The following is a 12,166-nucleotide window of genomic DNA, read 5'->3' as shown; positions in this document are numbered from 1 at the left end:
TGGACGTTCGTTCAGCTCCAACGTTCCAGCAGCGCCGGCAGTTCGGCCAGGCTGCGGATCTGCGCATCTGGTGCCTGCTCGCCCTCCCAGGCCTTGTTCTGCGGGTTGAACCAGATGGCACGCAGGCCGGCGGCGCGGGCACCGGCGATATCGTCGCTGGGGTGGTCGCCGATATGCACGGCCTGCTCGGCTGCCACCCCGGCGTGCTGCAGGGCGGTCTGGAACGGATGCGGGTCGGGCTTGCCGATGCCCAGTTCCTCGGCGCACAGGGCGAAGCGGAAGTAGTCGGCCAGGCCCAGGCGGCGCACGTCGGCGTTGCCATTGGTGATCACGCCGAGGGTGTAGCGCATGGCCAGGCGCTCCAGGGTCGGATGCACCTCGGGGAACAGCTGCACCTGATGGCGCGCGGCGAGGAACACCTGGAAGCCCAGCTCGGCCAGCTCGTCGGCCTCGCCTTGGGTATAGCCGGCGTCGAGCAGGGCGTGCAGCAGAATGCGCCGACGCAGCTCGCTGAGGCGATGTTTGAGTCCGGGGTCCGCCTCCAGCAGGCGCGCACGAATCGCCCACAGATGTTCGATCGGCACCGGCCCCAGGCACGGCGCCTCGGCGGCTAGCCAGTCGCGCAAAGCCGCCTCGGCGCTGTGCATGACCGGCGCCACGTCCCACAGGGTGTCGTCGAGGTCGAAGGTGATCAGGCGGATGCTCATCAGGATTCGCTCTTGCGTTTGGCCCGGGGGTGGGCGCCGTCGTAGACCTTGGCCAGGTGCTGGAAGTCCAGGTGGGTGTAGATCTGCGTGGTGGCGATATCGGCGTGGCCCAGCAGTTCCTGCACGGCGCGCAGGTCCTGGCTGGACTCCAGCATATGGCTGGCGAAGCTGTGCCTGAGCATATGCGGATGCAGGTGCTGGCCCAGCTCGCGCACGCCGGCCGCGCGTACCCGCAGCTGGATGGCGCGGGGGGTCAGGCGCTTGCCCTGGCGGCCGACAAACACCGCGCCGTCCTGCGGGTTGGCCAGCGCGCGCAGCGGCAGCCAGGCCTCCATGGCCTCACGCGCCTTGCGCCCGACCGGCAGCTCGCGGGCCTTGTTGCCCTTGCCGCGCACCCGCACCAGTCCGGCGGGCAGGTCGAGGCCGTCGAGCTCCAGGCCGACCAGCTCGGACAGGCGCAGGCCGGAGGAATAGAACAGCTCGAGCATGGCCTGATCGCGGCGGGCGATAAAGTCGTCCTCCACGCCGCCATCCAGCAGTTGCGCCGTACGGTCGGCATCCAGCGCACGCGGCAGGCGGCGTTCGCCCTTGGGCGCGCTCAGCCCGCCGGCCGGATCATGCCGGCACAGGCCTTCGCGGCCGAGGTATTGATAGAAGCCCCGCACCGCCGAGAGCAGGCGCGCCAGCGAGCGGCTGGACTGACCCAGGCCGTGCAGGCGGGCGACCATGGCGCGCAGGGTGCGGGTGTCGAGGGCATCCCAGCTGGTGACGGCGTGTTTCTCGCACAGGGCCAGTACCTTCAGCAGGTCGCGGCGGTAGCCGTCGAGGGTGTGCACGGAGACTTGGCGCTCGCTGCGCAGGTGTTCGAGGTAGGCGTCCAGTCGATCCTGCATGGATGGCTCCAGGCGCGGTGTACGGGTAGGAGCGAGCTCTGCTCGCGAATCTAGGCGCTGGCCGCTTCGCGAGCAGAGCTCGCTCCCACAGGATCAGCGTACCGAGCGCAGTGGCGCGGCGAAGCGCGGCAGCACGCGGGCCAGGACCTCGGCCACGTAGCCGAGGAACAGGGTGCCGAGGCTGCTCTTGTAGTGTTGCGGGTCCGGGCTGCCGATGGCGAGTACGCCGTGCAGGCCCTGGTAGGTGAGGCTGACCACGGCGGCCGAGCCGACCTGGGCGAACTCCTCGCTGCCGAAGAGGAACTCCAACTCGTTGGGGCGCAGCACGCCGCAGGTGGTCTTGCCGCCGCCGAGCAGGCCGCCGATGGCCTGGTGGGCCTCGGCCGAGCTGACCGAGCGGCCGACGCCCAGCGGCGTTTCGCTGAACAGAATCAGGCTGACGAAGGGCACCTGGAACTCGTGGCGCAGGCTGTCTTCCACCGCGCCGATCACTTCTTCCAGGCTGGTGGCGTCGAGCAGGTCGAGCACCAGGCGGCGGGTCTTGTCGAACAGGCGGTCGTTGTCGCGGGCCACATCCATCAACTGCGACAGGCGATGGCGCATTTCGATGTTGCGCTCGCGCAGCAGTTTGACCTGGCGTTCCACCAGCGACACGGCCTCGCCGGGCTGGTGCGGAATGCGCAGCTCGGGGATCAGCTCCTCAAAGTCGACGAAGAATTCCGGGTGCTGCCGCAGATAGGCGGCGACGCTCTCGGAGTCGAGTTTCACGAGCTGATCCTGATCACTCATAGACGAACCTGTCCTTCGTACACGCGAACGGCGGGTCCGGTCATCATAACCGGCTGGCCGGGCCCTGCCCACTCGATGGACAACTTGCCGCCCGGCAGCTCCAGCTGCACCGGCGAGTCCATCCAGCCCTGGCGGATGGCGGCCACGGCGGCGGCGCAGGCGCCGGTGCCGCAGGCCTGAGTCTCGCCAGCGCCACGTTCCCACACGCGCAGGCGCGCCTGCTGGCGGTCGACGATCTGCAGGAAGCCGACATTGACCCGCTGCGGGAAGCGCGGATGGTGCTCCAGCTTGGGCCCCAGGCTGTGCACGGGCGCCTTGTCGACGTCATCGACACGCAGCACGGCATGCGGGTTGCCCATGGACACGGTGGCTAGCTGCACGCTCTGTCCGTCCACTTCCACCGGGTAATTGAGCGCCTCGGTCTCGGCCTGGAAGGGGATCTGAGCCGGTGCGAGTCTGGGTGCGCCCATGTCGACGATGACCTGGCCGTCCGGGCGCAGGTTGAGCTCGATGATGCCGCCCTTGGTCTCGACGCGGATCTGCTTCTTCACGGTCAGGCGCTTGTCCACCACGAAGCGGGCGAAGCAGCGCGCGCCGTTGCCGCACTGCTCCACTTCCGAGCCGTCGGAGTTGAAGATGCGGTAGCGGAAGTCCACGTCCGGGGTGGTCGGCGCTTCCACCAGCAGCAGCTGGTCGAAGCCCACACCGGTGTGGCGGTCGCCCCAGGTCTTGGCGTGCTTGGGCTGAATGTGCGCGTGCTGGCTGATCAGGTCGAGGACCATGAAGTCGTTGCCGAGGCCGTGCATCTTGGTGAAGCGCAATAGCATGATCGCACCCTCACTGCGGCAGCAGGCTTTCGCCGGCGTAGAGTTCGGCGAGGGTCTCGCGGCGGCGCACTTCATGGGCCTGCTCGCCATCCACCAGCACCTCGGCGGCGCGGCCGCGGGTGTTGTAGTTGGAGCTCATGACGAAGCCGTAGGCGCCGGCCGAACGCACGGCCAGCAAGTCGCCCTCGGCCAGCACCAGCTCGCGGCCCTTGGCCAGGAAGTCGCCGGTCTCGCAGATCGGCCCGACCAGGTCGTAGTTGCGTGCCTCGCCGTCGCGCGGCTGCACCGGCGTGACGTCCATCCAGGCCTGGTACAAGGCCGGGCGGATCAGGTCGTTCATCGCCGCATCGATGATGGCGAAGTCCTTGTGCGTGGTGTGCTTGAGATATTCCACGCGGGTCAGCAGCACGCCAGCGTTGGCCACGATATAGCGGCCCGGTTCGAACACCAGGGCCAGGTCGCGACCGGCAATGCGCTCGCGCACGGCCTTGATGTAGTCGCCGGCCAGCGGAGGCTGTTCGTCGCGGTACTGCACGCCGAGGCCGCCGCCGAGGTCCAGATGCTTGATCTGGATACCCTGAGTGGCGAGCAGGTCGATCAGCGCCAGCAGGCGGTCGAGGGCGTCGAGGAAGGGCGGCAGCGTAGTCAGCTGCGAGCCGATATGGCAGTCGACACCGACCACCTGCAGGTTCGGCAGGGCGGCAGCGCGGGCGTAGACCGCCGGCGCCTGCTCGATGTCGATGCCGAACTTGTTTTCCTTGAGGCCGGTGGAGATGTAGGGGTGCGTGCCGGCATCCACGTCCGGGTTGACCCGCAACGAGATGGCCGCGGTCTTGCCCAGTTCGGCGGCGACCACCTGCAGACGCTCCAGCTCGTCTACCGATTCGACGTTGAAGCAGTGCACGCCCACTTCCAGGGCGCGGCGCATGTCGTCACGGGTCTTGCCGACGCCGGAGAAGACGATCTTGGCGGGCTCGCCACCGGCGGCCAGCACGCGCTCCAGTTCGCCACGCGAGACGATGTCGAAGCCGGCGCCGAGGCGCGTCAGGACGTTCAACACGCCCAGGTTGGAGTTGGCCTTGACCGCGAAGCAGACCAGGTGCGGCATGCCAGTGAGGGCGTCGGCATAGGCACGGTACTGGGCCTCGATGTGGGCGCGGGAGTACACGTAGGTGGGCGTGCCGAAGCGCTCGGCGATGGCGGACAGGGCCACGCCTTCCGCGAACAGTTGCCCGTCGCGGCTGGTAAAGGCTTGCATGGAACCCCCTTAGAGGAAGACGTCTTTGTCGCGTTCTTTGACGGTCTTGTCGTCGTCGGGCAGGTACAGCGGGCCTTTCTGGCCACAGCCGGCGAGGGCGGCGGTGAACACGGCGAGCGCGATGAAGGGCAGCAGCAGGCGCTTCATGGTGGAGTCCTTTGCAAAATCGAGAATGGCTCGGAGTATACCGACCCCCCGCCGCCTTGCCTATGTACGCCCGGCGGGCCTGCCAGGACCGTTCGACTGGCGTCTCCGGCTTGCCCGCAACCGGTCTTTTGCGGCTAGCATGGACGGAAAAAACGGAGCCCCGATGGAAGCCCCCGCCACACTCGCCAGCTCGGTCTCGGTCGCCTACCTGCAGGGCCTGCTGGACTATCTCGCCCGTCAGGGCTTCGCCAGCGAAGCGCTGCTCGCCAAGGTCCAGCTGAGCCCGACGATTCTCGCCCAGCGCGACCAGCGCATCGCCGTCAGCACCTACCTCGAACTGCTGGGCGAGGGCGTGCGCCTGACCGGCGACGCCAACCTCGGCCTGCACCTGGGCGAGGCCATGCGCCCCGGCTACTACGGCGTGCTCGGCTACCTGATCATGAGCTGCGCGACACTGGCCGACGCCCTGCATCGCCAGGCCCGTTACGCGGCTCTGGTGGGCAATCTGGGCCGCGTCGACCTGGACGACGAGCCGCCGCGCGAGGGTCTGGAGCCGCAGGTGGCGCATGGCTGGCAGCCGCTGGTGCGCGAGCAGCAGCGTCAGCATAGCGAGGAAACCCTGGCCGGCTGGCTGACGTTCGGCCGCTGGATCACCGGACTGCAGATCCCGCCGACCGAGGTGCGCTTCCAGCACGCGGCGCCGGCGGATACCTCGGAGCACCAGCGCATCTTCGGTTGCCCGGTATTGTTCGGCCAGGCCGACAATGCCCTGGTGTTCCCCAAGCGCCTGCTGAGCACGCCGCTGGGCCAGGCCGACGCGCAGCTGCGCCAACTACTCGATGCCCATGCCGATCGCCTGCTCGGCCAGCTCAACCTGGGTCACAGCGTGCTGGATCGCGCCCGCCGCGAACTCGCCAAGCAGCTACCGGAAGAGGGAGCCGATCTGGAGCGCCTGGCGCAGAGTCTCGACCTCAGCGCACGAACCCTGCAACGGCGCCTGCGCGAGGCGGGTCTATCGTTCAGTGGCCTGCTCGACGAGACCCGCCACCAACTGGTGCTGCACTACCTGCGCGATCCGGCGCTGGAGTTGGCGGAGATCGCCTTCCTGGTCGGCTTCAGCGAGGCTGGCTCGTTGGCCCGTGCGTTTCGCCGCTGGACCGGACAGACCCCCGGCGCCTACCGGCAGAGCCTGATAGACTCGCCGCCCCAACCTTGAGGACGCTGTTATGAGTTTGAGCGAAGCCCGTTTCCACGATCTGGTCGATGCCGCCCAGCAGGCCGTGGAAGACATTTTCGACGACAGCGACCTGGACCTCGACCTGGAAAATTCCGCCGGTGTGCTGACCGTGCGTTTCGAGAACGGCACCCAGGTGATCCTCAGTCGCCAGGAGCCCCTGCGCCAGCTGTGGGTAGCGGCGCGCTCCGGTGGTTTCCACTTCGACTACGACGAGGCCCAGGCGCTGTGGATCTGCGACACCAGCGAGGAGCCGCTGGGCGAACTGCTGAACCGGGTGACCCGTGAGCAGGCCGGTGAAGACATCGAATTCGACGAGCTCTGAAGTCGTCGACTCGCCCTGCCGGCGCCAGTGCTGCCTGGACGACCAGGACGTGTGCCTGGGCTGCGGGCGCAGCCTGGCCGAGATACTCGAGTGGGGCAAGGCCGACAACGGCCGGCGGCGGCAAATCTGCCAGGCCGCGCAACAGCGCCTGCGGCCGCCGCCGAGCTGGGGTTGACCGAGCGGTCTTGCTTCTTGCCGGGCTTGTGGTAGGGTCAGCCAAAGCTGACTAACCGATCAAAACCCCGCCTCAGGGCGGGGTTTTGCTTTATCTGGCCCAAGGAGGACGAACCTCGCCATGAGCAGCACCCCCGCAATCACCATTACCCGTCTCGACCTGCAACGCCTGGAGCGTCTGCTCGACAGCCTGGAGGACTTCGGCCCGACCGCCAAGGCCCTGGAAACGGAGCTGGCGCGCGCCCAGGTGGTGGGCCACGACGAGGTACCGGCCGGGGTGGTGACCATGAATTCTCGGGTGCACTGCCGCGAGGAAGGCAGCGGCAAGGATTACCACCTGACCCTGGTGTTTCCCGAAGATGTCGGCGGCGAAGGCCGCGTCTCGATCCTCGCGCCGGTGGGCTGCGCCCTGCTCGGGCTCTCCGTCGGCCAGCAGATCGACTGGCCGGGGCCGGGCGGCAAGCCGCTGCGGCTGACCCTGCTGGCGGTCGAGTACCAGCCCGAGGCCGCCGGCGAGTACCAGCGCTAGGCCAGCAGAAAGCGCGCGGAAAGCCTCGCGCGCGTCCGGCCGGGCGGCGTATCGCTGCGCCGCTTGAGTTGCTCGTCCAGTTCCAGATTGCGCGCCATGTTGTGGTTGCACTCGATGGTGCGAGCCACGCCACCGCCGGCCACCTTGCCGCTGCCGGCCAGCGCTGGGCCGTTGATCAGCGCCAGCAGCAGGGCGAGCAGCATGGCCTTGGTCGCGGTGAGCTGCATGTCCTAGCCTCCCACCCGGATCGCCGCGAGCAGGGCGTGCAGCGCATCGGGCTGGCTGGCCCCGCCACTCAGTGCCCGTTCGTCGCCCAGGCCCAAAACCATGCTCAGCAATACGCTGGCCGCGATGGCGAACAGGCCGAAGCCGGCGAGGGCGCCGCTTTGCGCGTGCTGGCGAAGGAGTCTGGGCATGGCGTTCTCCCGAGGGAATGCTGGAATGGCGCCAGGTTCGCTCAAGGAGATTCGATTGAATAATGCTGCTTATGCCTAGTAAGTATCAGTTGGATTGATTGTTGCTCCAGGGGTCGGGAACTCACCCTGTGCATGCCTGTCACTGGACTAGAGTGTTGTAACCCACCGCCGGCAAGGAGGCCGCCATGTCTAGCCTGCCCCTGTACTTCCCCCAAGGCTTCTCCCTGGACCGCTCGCTGCTCTGCGCACAGCTGATCGACCAGGCCTACGCGCAATACCGTCAATGGCAGACCCAGGACCGCCCGCGCCGCCCCCAGGACTTCGTCTGGACCCCGCCGCAGCTGCCCGGCTGGCGCTTCTCCCAGCCGATCTGGAGCATCCTCAGCGACCTGCACTTCATCAACGAGTCCGAACCCTTCGGCTTCGCCGCGGCCAACGACCAGGGCGAGACCTATCTGGTGCTGCGCGGCACCGATTCGGCCCAGGACTGGCTCGACGATCTGGATGTGGAGCAGGCCCCCTGGCCCTGGCAGGACGGTGGCCAGGGCCATGTGCATGCCGGTTTTCTCAAGCTCTACGGCTCCCTGCGCGACCTGGCCCTGGCGGCGCTGGACAGCCTGCAGCCGACCGGCCCGCTCTGGGTCTGCGGGCATAGCCTGGGCTGTGCGTTGAGCAGCATGGCGGTGCTCGACCTGCACGAGCGCTGGCCGGACCAGGCCCTGCAGCACTACAACTTCGCCAGTCCGAGGCTGGCCGCGCCGGATTTCGCCGCCAGCTACAACAGCTTGGGCATCACCACCTTCCGGGTGGTCAACGACAGCGACCTGGTGCCGGAAATCCCGCCCGCGGTGACCGACACCCTGCTGTACCAGCACCTGGGCATGGCGGTGACCTTCACCGCCAGCTACGCCGGCGTGGAGGCCAACCACAGCCTGGAAGGCTCGTACATCTATGCCCTGGAGCACCCCCAGGCGCCGATGAAGGGCTGAGCCCGCTCAGTCTCCGCCCCCGCCACATCCGCCCCCGCAACCGCCATCGCCGCCGCTGTCGTTGTTCGACCCCGAGCCGCCGGAGCAGCCCGAGCCGCAGCCGATATGGCTGGCGCAGTAGGCGTCGCCATTGCGGTAGCTGCCCGGGTGGGCGCCGCAGTCCAGGCGGTAGCGGAAGCCATCGGCGATGCCCAGCTCGGCGTCCAGGGCGAACAGCAGCGGCAGCCGCGTCGGCAGCTGTGGATCGATGCCCTCGCGGCTGCAGGCCAGGCGCCAGGCGCGGCGGATACCGTCGCTGGCGGCATTCGGGTTGGGCATGACGTCGTGCGGGGTATGGTGCAGGAAACGCCCCAGGCCCTGGCGGCAGAACTGGCGGTACTGGCGGGTGTAGAGGATGAACTCGTGCCAGGCCACGTCCACCACCTGCGACGGCATGGCCACCATGCGCCGCTCGGCCAGGCGGCACAGCTGGAAGTACTCGCGCAGGCCGCGCAGCACCTGGCCGGTCTGGGTCGGTGTGAGCTGCGGGTAGTGCCTGGTCAGCCGGCTGCGCAGCTGCTCGGGGAATTCGAAGCCGGCGATGAACTGTTCACGCAGCAGGCGCTGCCGATGCCGGCGCCAGCGGAAGATGCCGAAGGCGGTGGCGCCGATTATTGCGCTGGTGAGGAGCATGGGGCGTCCTTGTCGGTCAGGCGTTCTGCAGGGCGCTATTGAGCGCGGCTTCCAGTTCGGCCTTATAGCGCAGGTAGTGGATGGTCTGCGCCTGGCCGTCGCCGAGAATGCGCGACAGATCAAGGTCGGTGATGTAGCAGGGGTAGCGCTCGGCACCGCGGCGCTGGGCGAGGATGTGCCGGGCCACGGCGCCGAACAGCTCGCCGCCATACTCCAGCTCGGAAAACTCGCGGTGGTTGCAGTACAGGGTGACGTGCACCCGGCCGTGCTCGGCCGGCTCGATGATGGCCTGCACGTCGTAGAACGAATGGCTCACCGGCGCCTGTGGCGGGGCCCGGCGCTCCAGGTGCCTGGCGCGCTGCGGCGGCGCCGGCAGCACCTCGTAGTACAGCACCTCCAGCGCTGCCGGCGGCAGTGGGCTGTCCAGCGGCAGCAGGGCGTTGCGCCGGTACAGCACCGACTGCAGGAAGCGCTGCAGCGGGGTGAGCAGGCTCTGCTCGTCGCGGAACGGCAGGCGCTGGCGCCACAGCGCGTTGTATTCATCCAGCACCGAGAGCTCGGCCTGCTCGCCGTCGACCCGGTAGAACACCTGGATGCACTGGGGCCGGCCCAGCGGCAGGATCAGCGCCAGCTCCTCGCCCTCCAGGGCGTAGCGGTCCAGATGCAGCGGGCTGTAGGACGACTGCTCCTCGCCCAGGTGCTCGATCAGGCTCGGCAGGTCGGCCAGTGCCGCGTGGCTGACCTGGCCGGGCAGCAGCTCCAGCACGTGGTAGTGCTGCTGTACTTGCAGCAGGTAGCGGCTGTTGGGACCGCCGGTGAGGCTGGCCAGGGCGTCGCGGAACAGCTCCTCGACCCGCTGGGCGATGGCCTGGGCGCGGTTGCGGCAGAAGCAGCGCACCTTGAGGCTGGGGCGGCGGCCGTTGGCGGGCAGGGCGTTGAGGTAGTCGCGCAGGCAGTCGAGCAAGGCGTGCGGGCCGTCGTAGCGGCTGACCATCAGCTCGTTCCAGCTGTTCAGGCTGACCTGGTCGAGGGTCAGCACCAGATTCTCGCGCACGCCGGAGTAGCCCAGCGAGTCGGTGCGCCCGGTGGTCAGGTGCACGTTGAGCTGGCTGTGGGCCTTGAGCGGGTCGATGCCGACGTTGACCAGCAACAGCACCTCGGCCGGCTCGGCGGCGAGCAGCAGGGAATCCTCGTTCACCGCCGGCAACGGCAGCGGCACGCTCTGCTGCAGGCTGCCGAGCAGGCTGGACAGCTCGAACTCGCCGAGGTCGCTGCTGCCCGGGTGCAGCGACAGCCGCGTGCTGCTGTCGATCACGCCGTTGCGGTGGCACCAGGCGAGCAGCTCGATCAGCTGGCGGGCGCGCTTGAGCGGGGCGAAGTCCGGCCATTCCTGGCCGTTCAGGCTCCCGGGGTAGAGCGCCCACTGGGTCTCGCCCTCGGCCTCCGAACTGGGGCTCTGCACCAGGGTCAGGGTGTCCTCGGCCAGATCCGGGGCGATGCCGGGGTTGATGAACTCGATCTTGCCGGCCTTGCGCTCGAAGGCCGCGTACAGGCGTCGGCCGAGCACGCCGAGGTCGCGGCTGTTGAGCGGCATGGCCGCCTGCTCGCTACGGGCAAACTGCGACAGGAAGCGGTAGCTGTAGGTCAGCTCGTTGACCAGCGCGCGGCGCTCGGCGCTGACCTGGCGCACCTTCCACTGGCTGCGGCTGTCGAGGTTGGCCAGCTCGCGCTGGCTCCAGTGCCATTCGCCGGTGAGGCGCTCGAACAGCAGGCGCTGCCAGCTCTTGGCGCGCTGCCGCGGCGGCACGCTGAGCTTCTTGCCGACCTTGAGGTAGAGACAACGGCGAATCAGCTCCAGGCGCTCCAGTTCGCCGCGGGCGGTGAGGTATTCCTCCAGGCGGCGGTACACCACGATGTAGGGGTCCAGCTCGTCCAGCTCCAGGCGGTTGGCGTACACCGCCTGCTTGAAGCGCAGGCTAAGGCACTCCACCTGCGGGTGCTCGCTGGCATAGACCTCGGTGAGCAGCAGCTTGAGCACCGACTTGTAGGGCGAGTCGATACCCTTGAACAGCTGCCACATGCCGGCGCCGATGAACTCGCCCGGCGGGATGCGCGCCAGATTGCCGAGGTCGAGGACTTCCTCGGCACGGACGAAGCGCTTGCTCAGCAGGGCATGGGTGTAGCCGCGGTAGTTGGCCTCCTCGTACACCGGCACCAGCCACCACAGCGGGGTGCGCCCGCCGAGCCAGATGGCGGTGCGGTAGAACTCGTCGAGCAGCAGGTAGTGCTGGGTGGTACCGCAGTCGTCGGAGGTCAGTTGCGCCTCGCGGTCGCCGACGGTGAAGCGCGCCGGGTCGATCAGGAAGCAGTGCACCTCGGCGCCCTGGGTGGCGGCCCAGGCCTCCAGCAGGTCGCATTTGCGCCGTAGCTCGGCCAGGGCGCGGGCGTCCATCTCCGGGTCGTGGCACACCCACAGGTCCATGTCGCTCTGCTCGGCCTGGGCCACGGTGCCCAGGCTGCCCATCAGGAACAGGCCGTGGATCGGCGCCGGCCGCTTGCCGGCCTGGGGGCTGCTGCGGCGCGGCTTGTAGGTGAAGGAGCGGGTCAGGCGCTGGGCCTCGGCGAGGATCTCGTCACTCGGCTCGAAGCCGGACAGCCCGGCCGGAGTGGCGGCCGAGACATAGCCCGGCAGCAGCGGATGGTTCACATGGAACAGCAGCGGCAGCAGCTTGAGCACCAGTTGCTGGCGCGTCGACAGCGCCTGCATGGCGCGGCCCAGGCGCCCGTCGTTGATCTTCAGGAAGCGCGCGCGCAGCTGCGCCAGGACCTTGCGGTCGATGCCTTCGTTGATATCCGGACGGATTTCCTGGGTGCGCGTCATGTACTGCTCGAAAGCGATGGTGGCAGCAAGACTACCAGCGCCGAGCGGCGCCGGGCAGCCATTCCTGCCCAGTGTATCGGCGGCTCCCGGCCGCGACTGTAGGGAGAAGTTCGGGGGCGCGCCGCCCCCGGGCGCGGAGCAGAATCTGTTTACGATCTTTTGCGCTAGAGCCAGGCAAGGCGCAACGACTGGCGCGAGTAACAGCCGCAGGCTGGCCCGAAGGGTGAGCGCCAGCGAATAAACGGGGCGAGGGCGCGGAGTTTACCAGCGGTAAATGATCAGCCCGAGACGCCGCGCCTCGGCCCCATTTCAACGCAGCATGGCC

15 protein-coding genes are annotated in these 12,166 nt (G+C 68.4%); 5 read left to right on the top strand and 10 right to left on the bottom strand.

What is annotated here, in order from left to right:
- Positions 1 to 11: 11 nt before the first annotated feature.
- The 6 genes from N7607_RS06335 to N7607_RS06310 all read right to left on the bottom strand — a co-directional run bounded on the left by N7607_RS06335 (position 12) and on the right by N7607_RS06310 (position 4,621).
- Positions 12 to 710: an HAD family hydrolase gene (locus tag N7607_RS06335; protein ID WP_279864860.1), complete on the bottom strand. Its 699-nt coding sequence runs from the start codon at positions 708 to 710 to the stop codon at positions 12 to 14.
- Entirely contained in the window at positions 707 to 1,600 is an 894-nt protein-coding gene (xerC, locus tag N7607_RS06330) for a tyrosine recombinase XerC (protein WP_279864702.1), read from the bottom strand. Before xerC ends, N7607_RS06335 begins: the two co-directional genes overlap by 4 nt.
- A 93-nt stretch (positions 1,601 to 1,693) precedes the next feature.
- The gene (locus N7607_RS06325) at positions 1,694 to 2,389 is read right to left on the bottom strand and encodes a DUF484 family protein (protein WP_279864703.1); all 696 of its coding nucleotides are present in this window, start codon (positions 2,387 to 2,389) and stop codon (positions 1,694 to 1,696) included.
- On the bottom strand, positions 2,386 to 3,216 hold the full coding sequence (dapF, locus tag N7607_RS06320; protein ID WP_279864705.1) for a diaminopimelate epimerase: 831 nt from the start codon (positions 3,214 to 3,216) through the stop codon (positions 2,386 to 2,388). Before dapF ends, N7607_RS06325 begins: the two co-directional genes overlap by 4 nt.
- A 10-nt stretch (positions 3,217 to 3,226) precedes the next feature.
- Entirely contained in the window at positions 3,227 to 4,474 is a 1,248-nt protein-coding gene (lysA, locus tag N7607_RS06315) for a diaminopimelate decarboxylase (protein ID WP_279864706.1), read from the bottom strand.
- Positions 4,475 to 4,483: 9 nt separating this feature from the next.
- Positions 4,484 to 4,621 (bottom strand): lipoprotein, encoded by a 138-nt coding sequence (locus N7607_RS06310; protein WP_021700061.1) that lies wholly within the window; start codon positions 4,619 to 4,621, stop codon positions 4,484 to 4,486.
- A 163-nt stretch (positions 4,622 to 4,784) separates the two neighbouring features.
- Here N7607_RS06310 and N7607_RS06305 point away from each other — a divergent pair, with 163 nt between their 5' ends.
- The 4 genes from N7607_RS06305 to rnk all read left to right on the top strand — a co-directional run bounded on the left by N7607_RS06305 (position 4,785) and on the right by rnk (position 6,883).
- Positions 4,785 to 5,837, top strand: a complete 1,053-nt coding sequence (locus N7607_RS06305; RefSeq protein WP_279864707.1) for an AraC family transcriptional regulator — start codon at positions 4,785 to 4,787, stop codon at positions 5,835 to 5,837.
- Positions 5,838 to 5,847: 10 nt separating this feature from the next.
- Positions 5,848 to 6,180 carry an iron donor protein CyaY gene (cyaY, locus tag N7607_RS06300; protein ID WP_137974629.1) on the top strand — a complete coding sequence of 111 codons (333 nt, stop codon included), beginning with the start codon at positions 5,848 to 5,850 and terminating at the stop codon, positions 6,178 to 6,180.
- Positions 6,152 to 6,355 (top strand): DUF1289 domain-containing protein, encoded by a 204-nt coding sequence (locus N7607_RS06295; protein WP_137974630.1) that lies wholly within the window; start codon positions 6,152 to 6,154, stop codon positions 6,353 to 6,355. The genes cyaY and N7607_RS06295 overlap by 29 nt, the downstream gene beginning before the upstream one ends.
- A 120-nt stretch (positions 6,356 to 6,475) precedes the next feature.
- The gene (rnk, locus tag N7607_RS06290; RefSeq protein ID WP_279864708.1) at positions 6,476 to 6,883 is read left to right on the top strand and encodes a nucleoside diphosphate kinase regulator; all 408 of its coding nucleotides are present in this window, start codon (positions 6,476 to 6,478) and stop codon (positions 6,881 to 6,883) included.
- Here rnk and N7607_RS06285 read toward each other — a convergent pair.
- Both N7607_RS06285 and N7607_RS06280 read right to left on the bottom strand, forming a co-directional pair.
- On the bottom strand, positions 6,880 to 7,110 hold the full coding sequence (locus N7607_RS06285; RefSeq protein ID WP_279864709.1) for a hypothetical protein: 231 nt from the start codon (positions 7,108 to 7,110) through the stop codon (positions 6,880 to 6,882). The two genes, rnk and N7607_RS06285, sit on opposite strands and share 4 nt — an antisense overlap.
- Before the next feature lie 3 nt (positions 7,111 to 7,113).
- Positions 7,114 to 7,299, bottom strand: coding sequence for a hypothetical protein (locus N7607_RS06280; RefSeq protein ID WP_279864710.1), 186 nt, complete (start codon positions 7,297 to 7,299; stop codon positions 7,114 to 7,116).
- 185 nt (positions 7,300 to 7,484) lie between these two features.
- Here N7607_RS06280 and N7607_RS06275 point away from each other — a divergent pair, with 185 nt between their 5' ends.
- Positions 7,485 to 8,288, top strand: a complete 804-nt coding sequence (locus tag N7607_RS06275) for a lipase family protein (protein ID WP_279864712.1) — start codon at positions 7,485 to 7,487, stop codon at positions 8,286 to 8,288.
- A 6-nt stretch (positions 8,289 to 8,294) separates the two neighbouring features.
- Here the strand turns inward: N7607_RS06275 and N7607_RS06270 are convergent, their stop codons facing one another.
- Both N7607_RS06270 and N7607_RS06265 read right to left on the bottom strand, forming a co-directional pair.
- Positions 8,295 to 8,960, bottom strand: a complete 666-nt coding sequence (locus N7607_RS06270; protein ID WP_279864713.1) for a hypothetical protein — start codon at positions 8,958 to 8,960, stop codon at positions 8,295 to 8,297.
- A 16-nt stretch (positions 8,961 to 8,976) separates the two neighbouring features.
- Positions 8,977 to 11,841, bottom strand: coding sequence for a class I adenylate cyclase (locus tag N7607_RS06265; protein WP_279864714.1), 2,865 nt, complete (start codon positions 11,839 to 11,841; stop codon positions 8,977 to 8,979).
- Positions 11,842 to 12,166: the final 325 nt, after the last annotated feature.

The sequence above is a fragment of the Pseudomonas sp. GD04019 genome, from assembly GCF_029837695.1.
Lineage (GTDB): Bacteria > Pseudomonadota > Gammaproteobacteria > Pseudomonadales > Pseudomonadaceae > Aquipseudomonas.
Note: the sequence above shows the minus strand (reverse complement) of the source record. Positions and strands in the feature narration are given on the sequence as shown.

Bases quoted from the DNA above. Each gene is read 5' to 3' on its own strand.
- xerC (WP_279864702.1), bottom strand. From the start codon at position 1,600: ATGCAGGATCGACTGGACGCCTACCTCGAACACCTGCGCAGCGAGCGC.
- N7607_RS06325 (WP_279864703.1), bottom strand. From the start codon at position 2,389: ATGAGTGATCAGGATCAGCTCGTGAAACTCGACTCCGAGAGCGTCGCC.
- dapF (WP_279864705.1), bottom strand. From the start codon at position 3,216: ATGCTATTGCGCTTCACCAAGATGCACGGCCTCGGCAACGACTTCATG.
- lysA (WP_279864706.1), bottom strand. From the start codon at position 4,474: ATGCAAGCCTTTACCAGCCGCGACGGGCAACTGTTCGCGGAAGGCGTG.
- N7607_RS06310 (WP_021700061.1), bottom strand. From the start codon at position 4,621: ATGAAGCGCCTGCTGCTGCCCTTCATCGCGCTCGCCGTGTTCACCGCC.
- N7607_RS06305 (WP_279864707.1), top strand. From the start codon at position 4,785: ATGGAAGCCCCCGCCACACTCGCCAGCTCGGTCTCGGTCGCCTACCTG.
- cyaY (WP_137974629.1), top strand. From the start codon at position 5,848: ATGAGTTTGAGCGAAGCCCGTTTCCACGATCTGGTCGATGCCGCCCAG.
- rnk (WP_279864708.1), top strand. From the start codon at position 6,476: ATGAGCAGCACCCCCGCAATCACCATTACCCGTCTCGACCTGCAACGC.
- N7607_RS06285 (WP_279864709.1), bottom strand. From the start codon at position 7,110: ATGCAGCTCACCGCGACCAAGGCCATGCTGCTCGCCCTGCTGCTGGCG.
- N7607_RS06280 (WP_279864710.1), bottom strand. From the start codon at position 7,299: ATGCCCAGACTCCTTCGCCAGCACGCGCAAAGCGGCGCCCTCGCCGGC.
- N7607_RS06275 (WP_279864712.1), top strand. From the start codon at position 7,485: ATGTCTAGCCTGCCCCTGTACTTCCCCCAAGGCTTCTCCCTGGACCGC.
- N7607_RS06270 (WP_279864713.1), bottom strand. From the start codon at position 8,960: ATGCTCCTCACCAGCGCAATAATCGGCGCCACCGCCTTCGGCATCTTC.
- N7607_RS06265 (WP_279864714.1), bottom strand. From the start codon at position 11,841: ATGACGCGCACCCAGGAAATCCGTCCGGATATCAACGAAGGCATCGAC.